General features: G+C 71.6%; 18 protein-coding genes. 12 read left to right on the top strand and 6 right to left on the bottom strand.

Annotated elements, in window-relative coordinates:
- Positions 1-62: 62 nt before the first annotated feature.
- The 5 genes from lipB (at position 63) to ETU37_RS21190 (ending at position 4,734) form a co-directional block, all read left to right on the top strand.
- The gene (lipB, locus tag ETU37_RS21210; RefSeq protein WP_206054106.1) at positions 63-788 is read left to right on the top strand and encodes a lipoyl(octanoyl) transferase LipB; all 726 of its coding nucleotides are present in this window, start codon (positions 63-65) and stop codon (positions 786-788) included.
- A gap of 65 nt (positions 789-853) precedes the next feature.
- Entirely contained in the window at positions 854-1,873 is a 1,020-nt protein-coding gene (locus ETU37_RS21205) for an ABC transporter ATP-binding protein (protein WP_240755869.1), read from the top strand.
- Positions 1,870-2,844: a hypothetical protein gene (locus ETU37_RS21200; protein ID WP_129989326.1), complete on the top strand. Its 975-nt coding sequence runs from the start codon at positions 1,870-1,872 to the stop codon at positions 2,842-2,844. Before ETU37_RS21205 ends, ETU37_RS21200 begins: the two co-directional genes overlap by 4 nt.
- 89 nt (positions 2,845-2,933) lie before the next feature.
- Positions 2,934-3,950: a lipoyl synthase gene (gene lipA / locus ETU37_RS21195; protein ID WP_420819122.1), complete on the top strand. Its 1,017-nt coding sequence runs from the start codon at positions 2,934-2,936 to the stop codon at positions 3,948-3,950.
- A gap of 70 nt (positions 3,951-4,020) precedes the next feature.
- A complete protein-coding gene (locus ETU37_RS21190; protein WP_129989325.1) occupies positions 4,021-4,734 on the top strand; it encodes a DUF4191 domain-containing protein in 714 nt (237 codons plus the stop codon).
- On the opposite strand, the gene ETU37_RS21185 is transcribed toward ETU37_RS21190, so the two are convergent.
- Positions 4,700-5,941, bottom strand: a complete 1,242-nt coding sequence (locus ETU37_RS21185) for an MFS transporter (RefSeq protein WP_165372630.1) — start codon at positions 5,939-5,941, stop codon at positions 4,700-4,702. The two genes, ETU37_RS21190 and ETU37_RS21185, sit on opposite strands and share 35 nt — an antisense overlap.
- A gap of 64 nt (positions 5,942-6,005) precedes the next feature.
- Between ETU37_RS21185 and ETU37_RS21180 the strand changes: the two genes are divergently transcribed.
- A complete protein-coding gene (locus ETU37_RS21180; protein WP_165372629.1) occupies positions 6,006-6,953 on the top strand; it encodes a LysR family transcriptional regulator in 948 nt (315 codons plus the stop codon).
- Here the strand turns inward: ETU37_RS21180 and ETU37_RS21175 are convergent.
- Positions 6,922-7,815 carry an SCO4651 family lipoprotein gene (locus ETU37_RS21175; protein ID WP_129989322.1) on the bottom strand — a complete coding sequence of 298 codons (894 nt, stop codon included), beginning with the start codon at positions 7,813-7,815 and terminating at the stop codon, positions 6,922-6,924. The two genes, ETU37_RS21180 and ETU37_RS21175, sit on opposite strands and share 32 nt — an antisense overlap.
- Before the next feature lie 136 nt (positions 7,816-7,951).
- Here ETU37_RS21175 and ETU37_RS21170 point away from each other — a divergent pair, with 136 nt between their 5' ends.
- From ETU37_RS21170 to ETU37_RS21155, 4 genes are read left to right on the top strand one after another with little or no spacing between them, the layout of a single operon-like run.
- Complete coding sequence (locus ETU37_RS21170) at positions 7,952-8,770, top strand: alanyl-tRNA editing protein (protein WP_129989321.1); 819 nt, start codon at positions 7,952-7,954, stop codon at positions 8,768-8,770.
- On the top strand, positions 8,767-10,056 hold the full coding sequence (locus tag ETU37_RS21165) for an NAD(P)/FAD-dependent oxidoreductase (protein ID WP_129989320.1): 1,290 nt from the start codon (positions 8,767-8,769) through the stop codon (positions 10,054-10,056). The genes ETU37_RS21170 and ETU37_RS21165 overlap by 4 nt, the downstream gene beginning before the upstream one ends.
- On the top strand, positions 10,053-10,793 hold the full coding sequence (locus tag ETU37_RS21160) for a DUF1365 domain-containing protein (protein ID WP_206054105.1): 741 nt from the start codon (positions 10,053-10,055) through the stop codon (positions 10,791-10,793). Before ETU37_RS21165 ends, ETU37_RS21160 begins: the two co-directional genes overlap by 4 nt.
- Positions 10,790-12,037 carry an SAM-dependent methyltransferase gene (locus tag ETU37_RS21155; RefSeq protein ID WP_129989318.1) on the top strand — a complete coding sequence of 416 codons (1,248 nt, stop codon included), beginning with the start codon at positions 10,790-10,792 and terminating at the stop codon, positions 12,035-12,037. The genes ETU37_RS21160 and ETU37_RS21155 overlap by 4 nt, the downstream gene beginning before the upstream one ends.
- A 10-nt stretch (positions 12,038-12,047) precedes the next feature.
- Here the strand turns inward: ETU37_RS21155 and ETU37_RS21150 are convergent, their stop codons facing one another.
- Positions 12,048-12,461 carry an RDD family protein gene (locus tag ETU37_RS21150; protein WP_129989317.1) on the bottom strand — a complete coding sequence of 138 codons (414 nt, stop codon included), beginning with the start codon at positions 12,459-12,461 and terminating at the stop codon, positions 12,048-12,050.
- Between the two features lie 190 nt (positions 12,462-12,651).
- Here ETU37_RS21150 and glnA point away from each other — a divergent pair, with 190 nt between their 5' ends.
- Positions 12,652-14,070 (top strand): type I glutamate--ammonia ligase, encoded by a 1,419-nt coding sequence (gene glnA, locus ETU37_RS21145; RefSeq protein WP_129989316.1) that lies wholly within the window; start codon positions 12,652-12,654, stop codon positions 14,068-14,070.
- An 852-nt stretch (positions 14,071-14,922) separates the two neighbouring features.
- Here the strand turns inward: glnA and ETU37_RS21140 are convergent.
- Positions 14,923-16,221: a TolB family protein gene (locus ETU37_RS21140; protein ID WP_129989315.1), complete on the bottom strand. Its 1,299-nt coding sequence runs from the start codon at positions 16,219-16,221 to the stop codon at positions 14,923-14,925.
- 259 nt (positions 16,222-16,480) lie between these two features.
- Between ETU37_RS21140 and ETU37_RS21135 the strand changes: the two genes are divergently transcribed.
- Positions 16,481-17,458, top strand: a complete 978-nt coding sequence (locus tag ETU37_RS21135; RefSeq protein ID WP_129989314.1) for a YihY/virulence factor BrkB family protein — start codon at positions 16,481-16,483, stop codon at positions 17,456-17,458.
- An 834-nt stretch (positions 17,459-18,292) separates the two neighbouring features.
- On the opposite strand, the gene ETU37_RS21130 is transcribed toward ETU37_RS21135, so the two are convergent.
- Positions 18,293-19,405, bottom strand: coding sequence for a polysaccharide deacetylase family protein (locus ETU37_RS21130; RefSeq protein ID WP_165372628.1), 1,113 nt, complete (start codon positions 19,403-19,405; stop codon positions 18,293-18,295).
- A 463-nt stretch (positions 19,406-19,868) separates the two neighbouring features.
- The gene (locus ETU37_RS21125; protein WP_240755868.1) at positions 19,869-20,414 is read right to left on the bottom strand and encodes a DUF6326 family protein; all 546 of its coding nucleotides are present in this window, start codon (positions 20,412-20,414) and stop codon (positions 19,869-19,871) included.
- Positions 20,415-20,528: the final 114 nt, after the last annotated feature.

Below are 20,528 nucleotides of genomic sequence, written 5' to 3'. Positions count from 1 at the left end.
TGTGGCATGGCCGTGGCGGACGCACCGCAGACGGCTCCACGGAGCGGCGTACCCTCGGGGACGTGAGCGATCTGGAGTTCCGGGTGGTCGGGTTCGGCGACGACGCCGTGGAGTACGTCGCCGCGTGGGAGCTGCAGCGCGAGGTCCACGCGGGCGTCGCCGACGGTGGCTCCGACGTCGTGCTGCTCCTCGAGCACCCGCCGGTCTACACGGCGGGCAAGCGCACCGACGACCACGAGCGCCCGGTGGTGCCCGGCGCCCCCGTGATCGACGTCGACCGGGGCGGCAAGATCACCTTCCACGGCCCGGGCCAGCTGGTCGGGTACCCGATCGTGCGGCTGCCGGACCACGTGCTCGTCGTCGACTACGTGCGCCGGATCGAGGAGGCACTGATCGCCACGTGCCGCGACTTCGGCGTCGAGACCGCCCGCGTGCCCGGCCGCAGCGGAGCCTGGCTCGCGGAGGACGACCGCGGCCCCGAGCGCAAGATCGGCGCGATCGGCATCCGGGTCAGCCGCGGCGTGACGATGCACGGCTTCGCGCTCAACTGCGACGTCGACCTCGGCTGGTACGACACGTTCGTGCCCTGCGGCATCGCTGACGCCGGCGTGACGTCGCTGAGCAAGGAGCTCGGCCGCGACGTGACCGTCGAGGAGGTCGCGCCGGTGGCGGAGAAGCACCTGCGGGCGCTGCTCGCGTGGGAGCCGTTCGACCCGACCCCGGACTACGCCGCCAAGCCGGAGCCGGGCCGGGTCCGCCTGATCGACCCCGCTGCCGCCCTGCGCTGAGCCGTCCCGGCCCGGCGGGGCGTGTCGGTGCGACCTGGCCGTGGCCGGTGCGACAGGGTGGACGGGTGAGCGTGACAGCGGACGCGACCGCGGTCATCGAGACCGCGGGCCTGCGCAAGGTGTACCGGACCCGGGCCGGCCGGCGCGTGGTCGCCGTGGACGACCTCGACCTGGTCGTCCCCGCCGGAGGCGTGCACGGGTTCCTCGGGCCCAACGGGTCGGGCAAGACCACCACGATCCGGATGCTGCTCGGCCTGGCCCGCGCGAACCGCGGCGAGATGCGGCTGTTCGGCGAGACCGTCCCCGCGCGGCTCCCGGCCGTGATGGACCGGGTGGGCGCGGTCGTCGAGGAGCCGAAGTTCGTGCCGACCTTCTCCGGCCGCAAGAACCTCCAGCTGCTCGCCCGGCCGCTCGGCATCCCCAGCACGGCCGTCGACGCGGCGCTGGAGCAGGTCGGGCTCGACACCCGTGACCGGGACCGGTACGGCGGCTACTCGCTCGGCATGCGGCAGCGGCTCGCGATCGCGGCCACGCTGCTCAAGCAGCCCGAGCTGCTCATCCTCGACGAGCCCACCAACGGCCTCGACCCGGCCGGCATCCGCGACATCCGCGACATGATCCGCGGCCTCGGCGAGAGCGGCGTGACCGTGCTGCTGAGCTCGCACATCCTGGCCGAGGTGCAGCAGGTCTGCCACTCGGTGTCGATCATCGGCAACGGCCACCTGCTCGCGTCCGGGCCGGTCGCGGACCTGGTGGGCGACAACACGCTCTCCGTCGTCCGCGTGTACGTCGCCGATCCCGACGCGGCCACGGGGATCCTCGAGGCAGCCGGCTACCACGTCGCGCGCGCCGGCGACCACCTCGACGTCGAGGGCGCCCAGCACCCCGAGGACATCACCCGCGCCCTGGCCGACCGGGGCCACTACGTCCGCGCCCTCATGCCGGTCCGCGGCGACCTCGAGTCCGTCTTCCTGCAGCTCACCCGCGACGTGACGCTCGGCGGGGCCAGCGGTCCGCTCCCCGGCGACCTCGACGACACCGAGGACACCGACGACGGCGACCACCACGGGGAGGACCGGCGATGAGGCTCCTCGCGGTCGAGCTCGACCGGTACCGCTCCCGTCGTGCCGTCGCGATGCTCGTGCTGGTCGCGACGCTGCTGACCGTGCTGCTCGCCGCCACCGCGCTCTGGGACACCCGGCCGGTGTCCTGGGCCGAGCGGGCCCGGGCCGAGGCCCAGCTGCAGCAGGCGCTCGACGACCCCCAGCTGCAGGAGGACGTCGACGACTGCCGCGACAACCCCGAGGCGTTCTTCGGTCCGGGCACGACCAGCGAGCAGTGCGCGGACTTCCTGGTGCCCCGCCTGGAGAACTTCGTGCCCCGGGCCACGCTCGACCTCGGCAAGGTCGTCCACGGCCGCGGCACCGCGCTGATCGTGATCGTCACGTCACTGCTGGTGATCGCCGGCGCGACCTTCGTCGGCGCCGACTTCACCACGGGGTCGATGAGCAACCAGCTGCTGTTCGTGCCGCGCCGGACGACGGTGTGGGCGGCCAAGGGCCTCGCCGTGCTGCTCAGCGGCCTCGTCGTCGCCGCGGTGCTGGTCGTCGGCTTCTGGGCGGTGCTGTCGCTCGTCGCCGACGCGCGCGGCATCAGCACGCCCGACCGGGTGCTCTGGGACGTCAGGTGGACCGCGCTGCGCGGCATCGTGATCGCCGCGTGCGGCGGGCTCGGCGGGTACGCCGTGACGGTCGTGCTGCGCCGTACCGTCGGCACGGTCGCGCTCCTCTTCGCGTACGTCGTGGGCGGCGAGGCGCTGGTCTTCGCGCTGCCGTTCCAGCGGGCCGGCGAGTGGAGCCTGGCCAACAACGCGCTGGCCTGGATCCACGACGGCGCCCGGGTCTTCGACGACAACCTTCCCTGCCGCCCCGGTCTCGCAGGCTGCCAGCGCTCCTACGAGCTGTCGCTGGGCCATGGCGCGGCGTACCTCGGCGGCGTGCTGCTGCTGGCCCTGCTGGTGTCGTGGCTGGTGTTCTCCCGGCGGGACGTCGCCTGACCCCACCCGATTCGTCCGCACTTCCGCGTCCGTCCCACGCGGGGTGACCACGGACGAATCGGGGTTGGCCCGCGGCGTAGCATGGTCGGGTGACTCACGCACCCACCCAGCCCACCAGCACCGGCTCCTCCAGCGGTGCCGTCGAGCCCGCGGGGCGGCGGCTGCTGCGGCTGGAGGTGCGCAACAGCGAGACGCCGATCGAGCGCAAGCCCGAGTGGATCAAGACGCGCGCGAAGATGGGTCCGCAGTACCGCGAGCTCCAGGGGCTGGTGAAGTCCGAGGGCCTGCACACGGTGTGCCAGGAGGCCGGCTGCCCCAACATCTTCGAGTGCTGGGAGGACCGCGAGGCCACGTTCCTCATCGGCGGCGACCAGTGCACGCGGCGGTGCGACTTCTGCCAGATCGACACCGGCAAGCCCGAGCCGCTCGACCGCGACGAGCCGCGGCGCGTCGCCGAGTCGGTGCAGACGATGGGCCTGCGCTACGCCACGATCACCGGCGTTGCCCGCGACGACCTGCCCGACGGCGGCGCCTGGCTGTACGCCGAGACGGTCCGCGCGATCCACGAGCTCAACCCGGGCACCGGCGTGGAGAACCTCATCCCCGACTTCAACGGCAAGCCCGACCTGCTCGCCGAGGTGTTCGAGTCGCGCCCCGAGGTGCTCGCCCACAACGTGGAGACCGTGCCGCGCATCTTCAAGCGGATCCGGCCGGCGTTCCGCTACGACCGGTCGCTGGGCGTGCTCACCGCCGCCCGCGAGTTCGGCCTGGTCACCAAGTCCAACCTGATCCTCGGCATGGGCGAGACCCGCGAGGAGATCTCCCAGGCGCTGCGCGACCTGCACGACGCGGGCTGCGAGCTGGTGACGATCACCCAGTACCTCCGTCCCTCCGTGCGGCACCACCCCGTCGAGCGGTGGGTCAAGCCGGAGGAGTTCGTCGAGCTCAAGCAGGAGGCCGACGAGATCGGCTTCGCCGGCGTGATGTCCGGGCCGCTCGTGCGCTCCTCGTACCGCGCCGGCCGGCTCTACCAGCAGGCCGTCGCGCGCCGGGAGGGCCGGGAGCCCGAGGGCATGCCGCTGCCGATCAGCAGCCCCGTACACTGACCCGCGCTCCACCCGAACAACCCGAGGTGGTCTCGACGAGCTCGACCACCCGCTGAGAGGCACCCAGCCGATGGCCAAGAAGGACAACCCGACCGCCCCCGAGAAGCAGGGCCGCATCAAGCAGATCGCGGCCAGCTACCGGATGACGAAGAAGTCCGACCCCAAGATCGGGCTCGTCCTGCTCGGGGTGTTCGTCGTCGCGGCCGCGCTCGGCTACCTGCTGTTCCTCTTCCTGCCCGGCGACTGGATCCTCGACCTCGTCACCGCGGTGATGATCGGCCTGCTGGCCGCGCTCGTGGTGTTCGGCCGCCGCGCCCAGCGGGCGGCGTACGCCCAGATCGAGGGCCAGCCCGGCGCCGCCGCGGCCGCGCTCGGCATGCTCAAGCGGGGCTGGAAGACCGACCCGGCGATCGCGTTCAACAAGAACCAGGACATCGTGCACCGGGTCGTCGGCCCGCCCGGCATCGTGCTCATCGGCGAGGGCAACCCCAACCGGCTCAAGACCCTGATCGCCACCGAGCGCCGCAAGCACGAGCGGGTGGTCTCCGAGACGCCCATCCACGAGGTCCTCGTCGGCGACCCGAGCCGCACCCCCGGCGCCGTGCCGATCTCCAAGCTGACCCGCCACGTGACCAAGCTCGGCCGCAACCTCAAGGGCGCGCAGATGACCGACGTTCTCTCGCGGCTCCGGGCGCTCGACGCCAACCGGTCCAACATCCCGCTGCCCAAGGGCCCGATGCCGACCAACCTCAAGGGCGCGCGGCAGAACATGCGCGGGCGCTGACCCGCCAGAGGTACGCCGCCGCGAGCGCGGCCGCCGCGGCCAGTCCGCCGACCGTCGCGGCCACCGCCGGCCAGCCCGCGCCGTCCCAGGCGAGCCCGGCCAGCGAGCCGAGCACGCTCGCGCCGGCGTAGTAGGCCGCGACGTAGAGCCCGCTCGCCCGCGACGGCGACGCGCTCCCGACGACCGGCGCCCAGCCGCTGGCGACCGCGTGCGCGGCGAAGAAGCCGGCCGTGAGCAGGACCAGCCCGACGACGAGCGTCGGGAGCGTGTCCGGCAGGGTGAGCGCGACCCCGACGGCCATCACGCCCAGCGCGCCGAGCAGCACCGGCCCGCGGCCGATCCGGCCGGCCAGCGAGCCCGCGGCCGCCGACGACGCCGACCCGGAGAGGTAGGTGACGAAGACGAGCCCGATCACGGCGGGCGGCAGCGCGAACGGCGGGGCGGCCAGCCGGTAGGTCAGGTAGTTGAAGGTGGCGACGAAGCCGCCCATCAGCACGAACGGCACGACCAGCACCGCCGCCACGGCGGGGTCGCGCAGCAGGACGCCGAAGCCGCGCTCGCCCCGGGCGTGCTCGGAGGTCACCGGCTGCGGGTCGGGCAGGAGCCACCACGCGGCGAGCGCGGCGAGCAGCGCCACACCGGCGAGCCCGCCAATGGCCCAGCGCCACGAGACCAGGTCGGCCAGGCCGGCCGTGACCAGCCGCCCGCCCACGCCGCCGAGCGAGTTGCCAGCGACATACAGGCCCATCGCGGCGGCGAGCCCGCGCGGATGCACCTCCGCGGCGACGTGACCCATCGCGAGCGCGACCGCGCAGGCCAGGGCCGCTCCCCCGAGACCGCGGAGCACGACGAGCAGCGGAAACGTCGGTGCGGCCGCCGCGAGCAGCGTGAGCAGCACGGCCGCCAGCAGGCCGCCCCGGATCAGCCGCACCCGGCCGAGCCGCAGCCCGAGCAGGGTGGCCGGGACGACCAGCAGAGCCAGCGCGCCGGTGGTCGCCGAGACGCTCAGGCTCGCGGTGGCGGCCGGTACGTCGAACTCCGCGCTCAGCTCCGGCAGCACCGGCTGGGTGGCGTAGAGCAGGCCGAAGCCGGCCAGACCGACCAGCGCGGTCGCGAGGTTCAGCCGGCGGAAGCCCGGCGACCCAGGCCGGTGCCGGAGGTCGGGTACGGCGGTCGTCGGGGCCGTCGCGGGCGTCCTCGTGCTCACCCGTCCGACGGTGCCAGGAACCCGACCATGACTCCAATGCATGAGACACGGCACACTCATAGCCATGACGCATGACTTGTCGTCGCTGCTCCGGTCCTGGCGCGAGCTGGCCGTCCTCGCCGAGACCGGGCACGTCACCGACACCGCCGCCATCCTCGGCGTCGCGCAGCCCACCCTCAGCCGCTCGCTGGCCCGGGTCTCCGCCGAAGTGGGCGCTCCCCTGGTCCGTCGGCACGGGCGCGGCATCGTGCTGACGAGGTACGGCGAGCAGCTCGCCGCGGTCGCCGAGCGGGTCGTCGCGGACACCGAGGCGGCGGTCCGGCGGATCCGCGCCGAGGTCGACCCGGAGCGGGGGCTCGTGCGCTTCGGCTTCCAGCACCTGATGGGCACCCAGCTCGTGCCCCGGGTGCTGCGGCAGCTGCACGACGAGCACCCGGCGATCCGCGTGGACCTGGTCGAGGGCGGCGCGCACATGCTCGCCGGCCAGGTCGCCGACGGCGAGATCGACCTCGGGCTGGTCGCGCTGCCGGCGCCGGTCGAGCGGCCGCACGTCACCAGCGAGGTGCTCGGCGAGCAGGAGCTGGTGCTGGTCGTCCCGGCCGAGCACCGGCTCGCCGGCGCGGACGCGCCGGTCCCGTTGACCGCGATCCAGGGCGAGCCGCTGGTGCGAATGGCCGACGGCTACGGCATGCGCACGATCACCGAGGCGCTCGTCGCCGAGGTCGGCGTGGACGTCGAGCCGAGCTACGAGTGCCGCGACCTGGCGACCGCCTCGGGGCTGGTCGCGGCCGGCCTCGGCGTCACCGTCGCCCCACGCGGCGCGGGCGGTCCCGGCACGGTCGAGGTCGCGCTCGACGTCGCCGGGCGCACCCCCACGCGGGCGGTCCAGCTGCTCTGGCACGAGGCGGCGCTGGACGCGGCGCCGGTGCGGCTGCTCCGGCGCAGCGTCGAGGACGTGCTCCCCGCGCTGCTGGGCCCGGTCAGCTCTGGGGTGCCCCCGGCATCTCCATGAGGTCCTTGGCCGGCGGGGCCTTGACCGAGACCGGCTTGCCCCAGTCGGACATCGTCATCACCATGCCGCCGGTGCCGCCGGACTGGCCCATCATCGCGCCCATGTCGAACTCGATGCGACGCATCAGGTCGGAGTCGTCGAGCCACATGTCGTAGGAGATGGTGTCGGGCATCCCCTGCTGCCACTTCTGGCCCTGAGCCTTGGCGGCCTTCTTGGCGTCGACGGTGAGGATGTAGTGGTCCATCTGCTCGCCCTCGACGCTCTCGGCACCGACGTACTCGACGTCCTGCAGACCGGCGTCGAACGCGTCGAACGTCGCCAGCGGATCGCCGGTCGTGACCCCACTCAGGTCACCGAGCGGGCTGTTGGGGTCGTTGGTGTCGATCTTGATGAACTTGCCCTTGGGCGTCATCGGCGGCATCGCCATGTACATCACGCCGTCGAGCATCCGGATCTCCATCTCGCCGGTGCCCATCTGCGGGATCGACATCGTCATCTGCATCGCGGTGGAGTCACCGGCGTACGAGACGTCGCCCTCGCCCGTCATGGCCTGCTGCCCGTTGCCGTTGACCTCCATGGTCACGTGCGCGGACTCGGCGTCAGCGATCGCCGCCTTCATCGCGTCGAGCAGCTCGGCGGAGTCGTAGCCACCCTCCGCCTCGGTCTCGCTGTCCGCCGATGGCGACTCCGCGGTGTCGTCCGCGGCGGGCGACTCCTCGACGCCGGCCGACGAGGCGGTGTCGCTGCCGGGCGTGTCCTCGGCGGTGCCGGTGCCATCGCCGGCACACGCCGCCACGGTCAGCAGCAGGACGGATCCGGCGACGCCGGACAGGACGCGGGTCATGACGCGCTGGGAACGCATGCAGCTCCCCCTTCGGGCCTAGGGTCTTCCTGAAGCGTACGGCGCCGTCCTGACGGGCGGTAACGACCCGCCGGGGTCGACGGCGTTTGCCCGAGGGGCGGAACGGGCAGCAAGTGGCGACGGAGGGAGCAGGACCATGGCGGTACCCGGACGAGCCGACCGGCCGGTCCCCGACAACGCGCCGGCGGAGCTGGCCGCGCGGGAGCTGTTCGCGGTGGACGCCTACATGCGCGACTTCGAGGCCGAGGTCGAGGAGGTCGACGTCGAGGGCGGCCGGGTGCTGCTGGCGCGCACGGCGTTCTACCCCGGCGGCGGCGGTCAGCCGCACGACCTCGGCACGCTGCGCTGGGGCGACGGCGAGGCGGCGGTCACCAAGGTGGGCCGCGACCGGGGCAGGATCTGGCACTGGCTGGACCCCGAGGCGGGCCTGCCCGACCCGGGCGCCACGGTCGAGGGTCTCCTCGACTGGGAGCGCCGCCACCTCACGATGCGCACGCACACGGCGCTGCACATCCTCTGCGGGGTGATCTGGGCCGACCACCAGGTCGCGGTGACCGGCGGCAACATGGACCCCGGCCGGGGCCGTCTGGACTTCCCACTGCCGTCGATGTCGGCCGAGTTCGGACGCGAGGTCGAGGCCCGGATCAACCAGGAGATCGCCCGGGCGCACCGCATCCTCGTGGAGTTCGTCGGGCGTGAGGTCGCCGACGAGGACCACGCGCTGATCCGCACCAGCGCCAACCTCATCCCCCGCGAGATCGACCCGCTGCGGGTCATCGACATCGTCGGCCTCGACAAGCAGGCCGACGGCGGCACCCACGTGCTCGACACCTCCGAGGTCGGCGGCGTCCGCGTCACCGGCACGGAGTCGAAGGGCAAGGGCAACAAACGGGTCCGCCTCGAGGTCGTCGACGGACCAATCCCCGGGACCGCCGACCACGAACCCGGTGCATGACGACCCCTGACGCCCGCCCCCGCGTCGCCGTGGTGGGGGCCGGCGTGTCCGGCCTCACCGCCGCCTACCTGCTCCAGCCGAGCCACCACGTCACGCTCTTCGAGGCCGAGGACCGTCTCGGCGGGCACGCCCACACCCACGACGTACCCCTCTCCGACGGCCGCGTCGTCCCCGTCGACTCGGGCTTCATCGTGCTCAACGACCGGACCTACCCGCTGCTACGCCGGCTGTTCGCCGAGCTCGGCGTGGAGACCCGGCCGACCGAGATGAGCATGAGCATCAGCTGCGAGGGCTGCGGGCTGAGCTACAAGGGCGGCACCCGCGCAGACGGCATCTTCGCGCAGCGCCGCCGGGCCGTGGACCCGACGTTCTGGCGGCTGCTGCTCGGCGTGCGCCGGTTCCAGAAGGAGGCCCGCGCGCTGCTCGACGGCCCGGCCGACCCCGACCTGAGCTACGGGCAGTTCCTCGAGCAGCACGGCTTCGACACCCACTTCGTCACCCACTACGCCCTGCCGGTCGTCTCCTGCGTCTGGTCGATGGGTCACGCCGACGCGCTCGCCTACCCCGCGGCGTACCTCTTCGCGTTCCTCGACCACCACGGCTTCCTCACCCTCGGCGACGCCCCCACCTGGCACACCGTGGTCGGCGGCTCCCGGTCGTACGTCGAGGCGATCACGAGCCGGCTCGACGCGGTCCGGCCCGGGCACCGCGTCGTCGCGGTGAGCCGCAAGCCCGAGGCGGTCGAGCTCGACGTCCAGCCGGCCGGCGGCGGGCCCACCGAGCACGTCGGCTTCGACAAGGTCGTGATCGCGACTCCGGCCGACATCGCGCTCGACCTGCTCACCGACGCCGGCGACGAGGAGCAGGACGTGCTCGGCACGTTCGGCTACTCCACGAACCTCACCTGGCTGCACCGCGACACGTCCTTCCTCCCGGCGCACGCCCGGGCGCGGGCGAGCTGGAACTACCGGCTGGAGGACTGCGACACGCTCACCGACCGGACCCGCGTCACCTACTGGATGAACCGGCTGCAAGCGCACCCCGAGGCCGACCCGCTGCTGGTCACGCTCAACCCCGACGAGGGCGCGGCCCCGGACGACGTCGTCGCGACGATGACCTACCGGCATCCCACCTACTCCCCCGCCAGCGTCGCCGCCCAGCGGCGGCTGGCCGGGCTGAAGGACGACCGGCTCGCCTTCGCCGGCGCCTACCACGGCTGGGGCTTCCACGAGGACGGCTGCCGTTCGGGCGTCGACGCCGCTCGCGCGCTGGGGGCCTCCTGGTGACGGCCGGCCCGACCCCCGCGGTGGTCCGGGCGCGCGTGCGGCACCGCCGCAACCGCCCGTTCCGCTACGAGTTCGCGCACCGGACGACGATGTGGCTCGTCGACGCGGCCGCGCCCGATGCGGCCTTCCCGCGCTGGCTGCGCCCGCTGGCGTCGATCCGCGCCGTCGACCACTTCGCCGCGGGCGACGACCGGCCGCTCCTGGCCAAGGTGCGCTCGTTCCTCGACGCGCAGGGGCTCGGCTGGTCGGCCGACCGGGTGCTCGTGCTCGCCAACGCGCGGTCGCTGGGCTACGTGTTCGACCCGCTGACGACGTACTTCTGCCTCGACGCCGAGGGCCGGGTCGAGGGCGTGCTCGCCGAGGTGCACAACACCTACGGCGAGCGGCACTGCTACCCGCTGGCCGTCGAGAACGGCGCGGCCGCGGTCGACAAGGAGTTCTACGTCTCGCCGTTCTTCACCGTCGAGGGCCGCTACGACATCCGCACCCGGCTCACCGGCGACCGGGTCGCCGTCGCGATCTCGCTGAGCCAGGAGGACGAGACGGTGTTCACCGCCTCCGTCGACGGCCCCCTGTCGCCCGCCACGGCCCGACGTACGCTCGCCGCCGTGGCGCGCAACCCGCTCCCGTCCCACCGCGTGTCCGCGCTGATCCGCTGGCACGGCATCAGGCTCTGGCTGCGCCGCCTCCCGGTCATCCCGCGGCGGCCGCACGAAGCACCGGAAGGCATGGCATGACGTCCCTCGCACCTGTTGTCCCCAACGCTTCGCAGGCGCTCGCTCCCGCCCCGACCTACGGCCTGCGCGGCGCGATCGCCAAGCGGGTCCTGGCCCGCATCCTGAAGCCGATGCCGGTGACCGCCCGGCTCGCCACCGGTGAGGTGTACGGCGCCCGCGCACCGGGCGCGCCGACGCTGGTGATCGACGAGCCGGACGCGTTCTTCGCCCGGCTCGCGCAGAGCCCGATGATCGGTCTCGGCGAGGCCTACATGGCCGGCGAGTGGCGCGCCGCGCCGGGCACCGACCTCGCCGACGCGCTGGCGCCGTTCGCCGAGCGGATGACCAGCCTGATCAAGCCGGTGTTCTACAAGATGCGGCACGCGGTGCTGCCCCGCGGGCTGAACCCCGAGAACACCGTCGCCGGCGCGCGCAGGAACATCGAGGCGCACTACGACCTCTCCAACGAGATGTTCGCGGCGTTCCTCGACCCGTCGATGATGTACTCCTCGGCGCTGTTCGACTCCCTCGACACCGACCCGGCCCTTCCCGACCTGGAGGCCGCGCAGCTGCGCAAGATCGACGCCGTCCTCGACCAGGCCGGCGTCACCGAGGGCAGCCGGGTGCTGGAGATCGGCACCGGCTGGGGAACACTCGCGATCCGGGCCGCCCGCCGCGGCGCGCACGTCACGACGCTGACGATCTCCTCGGAGCAAGCCGCGCTCGCCCAGCAGCGCGTCGACGCCGCCGGGGTCGGCGACCGCGTCGAGATCGCGCTGCGCGACTACCGCGACCAGACCGGGCTGTTCGACGCGATCGTCAGCGTGGAGATGATCGAGGCGGTCGGCGAGAAGTACTGGCCGACCTACTTCGGCGCCATCGACGCCCTCCTCGCCCCCGGCGGTGCCGTCTCGATCCAGGCGATCCTGATGGAGCACGACCGCTACCTCGCGACCCGGGACACCTACACCTGGATCCACAAGTACATCTTCCCGGGCGGCCTGCTCCCGTCGGTGCGGGCGATCGAGGAGACGCTCACGTCGCACACAGCGCTGGCGCTCGACCGGGTCGACGGGATGGGTCAGCACTACGCCCACACGCTGCGGCTGTGGCGCGAGAAGTTCGGCGCCAGCTGGTCGCGGGTGGCGGACCTCGGCTTCGACGACCGGTTCCGGCGGATGTGGGAGTACTACCTCGCCTACTGCGAGGCCGGGTTCCGCACGGGCTACCTCGACGTGGCGCAGCTCCGGCTGGTGCGCCCCTGACCGCCGGCCGTCAGCGCCGCAGCGCGACCGTGCCGAACGCCAGGTCGTGCAGGCCGCGGTTGTCGCGGTTGAACACCAGCGGCGGCACCACCAGGCAGATCAGCGCCGTCCGGCCGAGCGCCTGGAGCAGGTTGACCGGCCTGCCGTCGAGCCGCGCGACGCCGAGTCGCAGCACGAGCTGGCCGAACGAGCCGCCGAGCAGCGCCGTCAGGAGGCTCGCCTCGACGAGGAACACCGCCATCGGCATCCACGCCTGCCAGTCCTGGCCCCAGACCTCGCGTCCGAAGACGAGGCCGGCGACGAGCAGGGACGCCGCCCAGTCGACGACCAGCGCGAGGAGCCGCCGGCCCCAGGACGCCACGGAGCCTGGTCCGTCGGCGGGCACGCCGAGCCGTTGACCGGGGTACGGCGCGTCGGTGTTCACGGCGTCAACCTACCGAGCCGCTCCGCGGGTCGCCGTACCGCCCGAGCGGTCCAGAGGTCTGTTACATGGACGAAACAAACCGGATACGGTCGAGAAACCGCATCTCCGTAGGTTGCGGATCAGTGGTGCAGCGCCGCACCTGACACATGTGATGGATTCATGGCCGCGACCCGCGGCCGCAGGAGGACGAATGTTCGCAAACAGCGAAGAGCTGCTGAAGTACGTCAAGGACGAGGGCGTCGAGATGGTCGACATCCGGTTCTGCGACCTGCCGGGCATCATGCAGCACTTCACGGTCCCCGTGTCGTCGTTCGACAAGAGCGTCTTCGAGGACGGTCTGGCCTTCGACGGCAGCTCGATCCGCGGCTTCCAGGCCATCAACGAGTCCGACATGGCGCTGTTCCCGGACCCGACCACCGCCTTCATCGACCCGTTCCGGACCGCCAAGACCCTGGTCCTGAACTTCTTCATCCACGACCCGATCACGGGCGAGGCCTACTCCCGCGACCCGCGCAACATCGCCCGCAAGGCGCTGTCCTACCTCGAGACGACGGGCATCGCGGACACGGCGTACTTCGCTCCCGAGGCGGAGTTCTACATCTTCGACTCCGTCCGCTACTCCACCGACGCCAACGAGGGCTACTACCACATCGACTCGGTCGAGGGCTGGTGGAACTCCGGCGCCGAGGGCGACAACCTGGGCTACAAGACCCGCTTCAAGGGTGGCTACTTCCCCGTCGCGCCGTACGACCACTACAGCGACCTGCGCGACGAGATGGTGAAGAACCTCGAGGCCTCGGGCCTGCTCGTCGAGCGCGCGCACCACGAGGTCGGCACGGCCGGCCAGGCGGAGATCAACTACCGCTTCGACACGCTGCTCCGCGCCGCCGACGACGTGATGAAGTTCAAGTACATCATCAAGAACACGGCCTGGCACAACGGCAAGTCGGTCACCTTCATGCCGAAGCCGATCTTCGGTGACAACGGCTCCGGCATGCACGTGCACCAGTCGCTCTGGAAGGACGGCGACCCGCTGTTCTACGACGAGGTCGGCTACGCCGGGCTGTCCGACATGGCGCGCTACTACATCGGCGGCATCCTCAAGCACGCCCCGTCGCTGCTGGCGTTCACGAACCCGACGGTGAACTCCTACCACCGCCTGGTGCCGGGCTTCGAGGCCCCGATCTCGCTGGTGTACTCCTCGCGCAACCGGTCGGCGTCGGTCCGCATCCCGATCACGGGCAGCAACCCGAAGGCCAAGCGCATCGAGACCCGGTTCCCCGACCCGTCGGCGAACCCGTACCTCGCGTTCTCGGCGCTGATGCTCGCCGGTGTCGACGGCATCAAGAACAAGATCGAGCCGGCCGCCCCGATCGACAAGGACATCTACGAGCTCCCGCCGGACGAGATGGCCGAGATCGACCAGGTGCCGACCTCGCTCGGTGCCGTCCTCGACGCGCTCGAGGCGGACCACGAGTTCCTCACCGCCGGCAATGTCTTCACGCCGGACCTGATCGAGACGTGGATCCACTACAAGCGCACGCAGGAGATCGCGCCGGTGCAGCAGCGGCCGCACCCGCACGAGTTCGAGCTCTACTACGACATCTGACGGTCGGGGCGGAAACCGCCCCTGGCCTGCAGGTTCGCGCGGCCCCCGCGGAGGATTCCCCCAGGATTCCCCCAGCGGGGGCCGTCGTCGTTGCGGCACCCGGGTTCGGCACGCGTCCGCTGGCCGGAGCCCCGCGGACACGGCCGGGCGGTGCCGGCCGCCATCCACCGGCGGCGCGCGTGGACCCCACCGGGTCGGTCCCGCCGCGACCGACCGAGCGATCTGGACCATCGACCACGTCGCGGCCGCCCTCCACCTGTCGCTGGACGCCGCCCGCACCCACAACTACACCGCCGCCTTTCCCCGGTCCAAGGCCGGCTTTGCCCGGAACCTGTGGCTGCGCGAGGAGGCGCTGGCCTGGTTCGCTGGCCTGGGCGCCGCGCCGACTGGCCGGCGCACCGCGGTGCCGGCGACCCGCCGCGCCTACAAGCCGAGGTCCGCCCTCACGCTGCCGGGGATTCGTCGCGGAGTACATCGCGACCGGGGTCAGCCAGAAGACCGGTGACCCGTTCGCGAAGAGCCACCGCAAGTCCCTGCGGCGGAACCTGGGCCGCGCCCTGCGCGGGGGATTCCGATGACCGCATCGTTTCCGCCGTGGGTGACGGCGTCGGCCGACGTGCCGTGGATGCGGTCGTCATGGGTGCCGATGTTGGTCGGTCGAGAGCCGAAGCATTTGAGCTGATGAGCCGCCGCGCCGGCACCTCGCTGGACTGCGGTGGGCCTCGGCGGTCTCGGACTCCCCGGAGGTTCTGCCGGGACTGAGCCGCGACGTCGCCGCCCCCAGCGAACCGCGGGCCGCTCGACAGGGATGCGACACGCCCCGACACCCGCCGCGAAAGTCCTGGCCCGTGGTCAGCGGAAGGACGTCACGTACACGTCGGAGAGGCCGTCAGTGTCTGCGTCGACCAGTACCCGGCCCGAGGTGAAGGAGGCGCGACGGGCGACCCCGGCCAGCCGCAGGTCACCCCCTGAAGTAACCCGAGTGGTCGTGTCGGTGCGGCGATCGCGGATGAAGTTGCCAGGAGGCTGACCCGGCAGCAGGCGCGCCGACGAGGAGAACGCGACGAAGCGGCCGTCGTAGGAGAGAGCGCCGTCCCAGACCAATGAGCTGAATGCCTTGTTCACCGAGCTGCCGTCCCGGCGCACCGAGACAATCTCGTTACGGTCGCGCTTGAGATCGCGGACGTACACGTCGGTGTCCCGGCCCGGATCACTGGACACCAGGTCGTCCGCGCTGGAGGCGAACGCGACGAACCTGCCGTTCCCGGACAGGGACCCGCCCAGTGACCGGCCGTCCGGCAGCCGACCATGCCGGTCGACCGAGGCAATCTCAGTGCGACCGGACCGCAGATGGTGCACGTAGACCAGGTACCGGTGCGCCGAGTCGGGGTCCGCCAAGTCCGAGCCGGTGGACATGAACGCCACGTGGTCGCCGTCCGCAGAGATCGACGTGACATGCGACGGCCACGCGGACTGCGCCCCACCCGGGGCGAGCGAGACCCGACGGGTGGTTCCGGCGGTCAGGTCACGCACGAAGACGTCGCCTCTGCGGTTCGTGTCCGCGGGGACCAGGTTGTCCGCCTTCGACATGAACGCCACCCGGTTCCCGTCCGCCGACATGAACCCGGCCGTGCTGTCGCCGGTCGCCTGCTCCCCCGCCGACCCGACCGACACCCTGCTGGTCGTCCCGGCGACCCGGTCGCGGACGAACACGTCGTACACGCCGTTGGTGTCACCGGCAACCAGGTTCGTTGCCGCCGACCAGAACGCGACGAACCTCCCATCGGTCGAGACCGACGCCACGCGGGCGTCCGCGTCCGCGGGGCCGCCGTCGACGGCGACGGAAACCAACTGCGCGGGGGAACCGGAACGAAGGTCGCGAGCGTACGCCTGGGTCGGCACCGAGGACGCGGGCACAGCCGCGTCGAACGCGACGACACGGCCGTCGGCCGACAGACGCGCGTAGCCCGCGCGCGCAGCGCCAAGGGATGGGTCGAGCGCCGAGGCGAACACGACTTTCCCGGCAGCCGCTCGACCACGCGGCGCGTCCGCGTTCGCCGACGAGGGCGCCAGCGCCGCCGCCACCAGCACCGCAAACGCCCCGGAGCAGACACGGAGGGCGCCCCACTCGCGGCCGTTGAGAACGGGCACGGCGGCCTCCTGTGGTCGCGACGGCAGTGGCAGCAGCGTATGCCGCCACCCGCCCTGCGACAGCGAAATCCGTGCGCCGCAGCGTTGGGTGCCCAGCCGTCTCCCGAGGACCGCAGCAGCACCAGCCGCGCTCACCGATGAGTCCTTCGCCCATCTGATGTCGACGGCGCACGATCTGACGCCGGCCCGCTGTTCCGGGTAGCCGCCGAGCGTGTCCCATGCCACTCGCGCACCGTTGCGGTCCCGTAGCCTGCTCGCCATGACCACGGCGCGCACCGTCCCCGTCACCACGGAGATGGACGGTGAGGAGCTCGACGCGGAGGACGCCTGGCACCTCGCCCGACGGTTCGGGCTGCGGCGCGTCGCCATCGGAGCCTTCGTTCGCTTCCGGTACGGCGACGGCTTCACCAACAGCCGCGCGCTCGCGCTGCAGGCCTGCCTGGCCGTCGTGCCGTTCCTGCTGGCGCTGACCGGCCTGGCCGCCGACCTCGACGAGGAACGGCCGGCGCGCGTCGTGGCGCGCACCATCGAGGCGGTCTCGCCCGGCCAGGGCGAGTCGGACGCGCTGGCGAGCGCGGTCACGGGCGAGGACAGCAGCGAGGAGGCCGGCGAGCTGGCCCTCGGGTTCGGCCTGGCATTCGCGCTGGTCTCAATGACCACGGCCATGGCTCAGATCGAGCGCGGCACCAACCGGATCTACGGCATCCGGCGGGACCGGCCGGCGCTGGGCAAGTACGGCCGTGCCGCGGTCTTCACGGCCCTGCTCGCCGGACCGGTCGGAACCGGGTTCGTGCTGCTCGTCGCCGGCGGAGCGTTTGCGGACGCGATGGCGCGTGACTACGGGTGGTCCCGCACCACCGTCGACGTGTGGAATGTGGTCCGCTGGCCGGTCGGTGTGGTCCTCCTCGTCATCACCATTGCCGTCCTGCTCGACCATGCACCGCGGCGTCGACAACCGGCACTCTCCTGGCTCGCGCTCGGCTCCGGCGTCGCCGTGCTGCTGGCCATGCTCGCGACCGGCGGTCTGGCGGTGTACGTCAACGCCAGTTCGTCATTCGGCAGCATCTACGGGCCTCTCGCCGGCGTCTTCGCGCTGCTGCTTTGGGCACTGCTGTCGTCGATCGCGCTGTTCTACGGAGCGGCGGTGTGCGCGCAACTGGAGTCGTTGCGGGCCGGTCAGGGGTCACCGGTGTACGACGACCCCGGGCGGCCGCACGGTCACGTTGTCGAGGGCTGAGCGGCCCGGTCGCCCCAACTCCCCACGCGCGTTCGCCGGGTCGAGCACCTCGTGCGCGTCGCAAGACGGTCCGGCACGCACTGCCCGCCGAGGGGGTCCGCGACCGTCCGTTCGGGCTGTAGCGATGGGATCTGCGGGCTCGCATGATGGATCCGTGGGAACTGCTTTCCCCCAGGAATCCCCCAACGGCACGCCGAATCAGCGCCGGTCTGGCGCGCCTACCCCCATTCAGACGAGCTGCAGACTGGGCCTCTGACCTGCGCTTTTGCGACGGTTCGATGCGTGCCTTCCCGGTGTCGGCCTGTACTACGACATCTAGCAGTCGGGGCTACACGCCCCGCTCGGCCTGATCGGAAACGGCGGCTGACCTGCGGCTGTACCTTCAGAGGTATCGCAGCGTCTGCCGCCGTTTTCCGTTTTCCCTACCCCATGTGTACTCAGCGCCCGCCGGAGCCCTGGCCGACCACAGGCGTGTACGGAGGGACGAGAGTGACCGCGGTCGTCGCTCCCCAGGGCGGCCTCGACGGCTTCGAACACGACCCGAGGTCAACGGCTGGCCGTCGAGGGTGCTCCGTGTTCGAGGGTCCAGAGGGGTGGAAGCCCCTTGGTACCGCTGCCCTCCTGCGGTCGACGCCCCGAGGACGGCGCGGCAGCGCCGCCCGCAGGGCCGTTGAGCGGCGGATCTGGCCCCTTCGTCCACGTGCCAGCTGATGTGCGAATGGACCACCCCAGGCAGGAACTCAGCGGGTTGCGTCGACCGCGGCATCGTCACGCGCCGGACGAAGGAGTCTGCTCAGTCAGAGCCGGACCGCGGACGTCGCGGTCACGCCGCAGTCAGCCGAATCGGGCTAACTGCCGGTGACGCGCAACCATGCCCAGGAACGTGATACCCAAGACCAGCAGCCCGCCCAACCACAGGAAGGCGTCGACTCCCGTCGGCGCGTCGGCTTCGTCAGGCCCGCTCGTGACCCGCACCTCCTGCATCTGTGTCGGTTCGGCGCGTCCTGCCACATCTCGTGAGAAGTACCGGATCACCTCGTTCGTGACCACGACGAACGGGCGCGTGTAGTGATGGGTCGTGAGACTGGTGCGAGGGTCGGAGCCGTCGGTCGTGTAGTACGTGGCTGTCGGAGCATGTCCGCCGCCGGTGAGGTCGAAGCTGATGGACACGGTGCCGCGATCGCCGAGCCGGGCGGCGCAGGGTTTGGAGTCGCAGCGGATCGCGGTGCGCAACGGGGCTCGCGGCACCGATCGGCCGTTCGAGACCACGTCTCCGACGGTCCGGACCTCAGTGCCCCGATCACGCCTGGTCGCGAGCCAGTCCAGGAATTGGGTGAACGGCCTGGTCGCCATCGAATCGGCCGCGGTGCACCGGTTGTCGCAGATGCCGTGGAAGGTGAAGATCACCCATCCCCCGCCATGCCGCTCGGCATTGGTCACGCTGGCCTGCAGGCTCGCCGGGACGACCCGGTCGGTCACCCCCGGGACGGTACGCAGCTTGTAGGGATCACGCGGCGGGATGCTCTCGCCGTACGCACACCGAGGACAGTCCAGGTTGAACACTCCTCCGACATTCCGCGCACTTCGATAGCCACACGCTCGGATCAGGTTCTCCACACCGCGGCCCGGAACCACGGCCTCGGGGTAGGCGAACGACGCCACCGGCGCGTGGGCCAGCTCGGTCAGCTGGTGGCGGTCCGAGCACACCTCGGCGACGGCGGTGCGCCGGCTGGTGCCTGCGACCAGCGGCACGTGGTGGGCCGTGTGCCCGCCGATCTCGTTGCCGGCCTCGGCCACCCGGTGCACCTGGGACCAGGTGAGGTAGTACGGGCTCGCGCCGACCAGCCCCGAATTGATGTAGAAGGTCCCGGACATGCCCCGGGACCGGAGCATCCGGGCCACCGCCATCTGGCTGGCATGCCCATCGTCGAAGGTCAGACTGATCACGGTGTTCCCGTCGGCCCCCCATGCCGGTCCGGGGTTGATCGCACCCGGTCCCAGCGCCAGGGCAAGGCACACCATCACTGTCCGGACGACGCGCGCCAACCGGCGTTGGCACCACGTCGACCGACAATTCGGACTGTCAGGAGCCAAATGACCACCGCTTCCTCAACGCCCACGACCTCGTGGACCGCCGAGTTCCGCCGCTGGGTTACGGCACGCTGCCTGCGCGCGAGACCAAGTCTTTACGATCATGCGTCATGTGCTCGGCGATGGCGACCCAGCGGTGGGCGGAGTACCTCACCAGCACAAAGCGAACCCGGGCAGGTCGCCGATCCCGGGTTGAGTGGACAGGGGCCTTGGAGGGCCCTACGCGACGTCCCAGTGGTAGTTGGTCTCCCACCGCCAGGAGGCCCGCACCGCGGCATCGAGGCGGATGGCTCCGAACAGGACGGGGACTGCTCGTGGGTCACGCTTGCTGCTGGGCGCGAACGGCTGCACGGTCCGGGCTGGTCGCCGTCGCCGTCGCCGTCGCCGTCGCCGACGGTGCGGCGTGGGGCCAGGTCCAGGCGTACCGCACGATGAGGGCGAGAAGGATCAGTTCCAGGACGATGCCAAGGCCGTAGAAGTACAGCCAGGACTCGCCCACCGCGTTGAATGCAGTGACGGGGACGTAGAGCGACGCCACGATGAGGTTCGTGATGCGGTTCGCCCGGGCGGGCAGCGTCATCGACAGCACGACCATGAGGATCGGGATGGCCACGAGGGTCAGCGCCGTGGTCGAGAAGGTCTGGGAGAGGTCGAACTCGAAGACCTTGCCGTCGAGGATGTCTGCGACGACGCCGGGCGTAAAGAAGTTGAGAATGTCCACGTAGGCGTACAGGAACATGAAGCTTGTCCACGTTGCGGCGAGCTTGGCTCGCACCGGGATCCGCTGATCTTCCAGTGTGACGGCGGTGGGTTGAGATGTTCTCATCATGGGCTCCGTTGTGGTGGTGAGGATCGGTAGGTCCACGATCACTGAGCCCGGTGGCGGGCGCCTCGGCCCGGAGGCTGGGGTTCACCCGGCCGATGGCACGGTCTCTCTCTCGTTCTTTAGGCGGACACGCAGAGGCGCGCCGATCCCTAG

The organism is Nocardioides iriomotensis, assembly GCF_004168035.1.
Taxonomy (GTDB): domain Bacteria; phylum Actinomycetota; class Actinomycetes; order Propionibacteriales; family Nocardioidaceae; genus Nocardioides_B; species Nocardioides_B iriomotensis.
Note: the sequence above shows the minus strand (reverse complement) of the source record. Positions and strands in the feature narration are given on the sequence as shown.

What these genes read in the sequence shown, in the direction of transcription:
- ETU37_RS21200 (WP_129989326.1), top strand. Translation starts at nt 1,870, where the DNA reads ATGAGGCTCCTCGCGGTCGAGCTCGACCGGTACCGCTCCCGTCGTGCC.
- ETU37_RS21190 (WP_129989325.1), top strand. Translation starts at nt 4,021, where the DNA reads ATGGCCAAGAAGGACAACCCGACCGCCCCCGAGAAGCAGGGCCGCATC.
- ETU37_RS21180 (WP_165372629.1), top strand. Translation starts at nt 6,006, where the DNA reads ATGACGCATGACTTGTCGTCGCTGCTCCGGTCCTGGCGCGAGCTGGCC.
- ETU37_RS21175 (WP_129989322.1), bottom strand. Translation starts at nt 7,815, where the DNA reads ATGCGTTCCCAGCGCGTCATGACCCGCGTCCTGTCCGGCGTCGCCGGA.
- ETU37_RS21170 (WP_129989321.1), top strand. Translation starts at nt 7,952, where the DNA reads ATGGCGGTACCCGGACGAGCCGACCGGCCGGTCCCCGACAACGCGCCG.
- ETU37_RS21165 (WP_129989320.1), top strand. Translation starts at nt 8,767, where the DNA reads ATGACGACCCCTGACGCCCGCCCCCGCGTCGCCGTGGTGGGGGCCGGC.
- ETU37_RS21155 (WP_129989318.1), top strand. Translation starts at nt 10,790, where the DNA reads ATGACGTCCCTCGCACCTGTTGTCCCCAACGCTTCGCAGGCGCTCGCT.
- glnA (WP_129989316.1), top strand. Translation starts at nt 12,652, where the DNA reads ATGTTCGCAAACAGCGAAGAGCTGCTGAAGTACGTCAAGGACGAGGGC.
- ETU37_RS21135 (WP_129989314.1), top strand. Translation starts at nt 16,481, where the DNA reads ATGACCACGGCGCGCACCGTCCCCGTCACCACGGAGATGGACGGTGAG.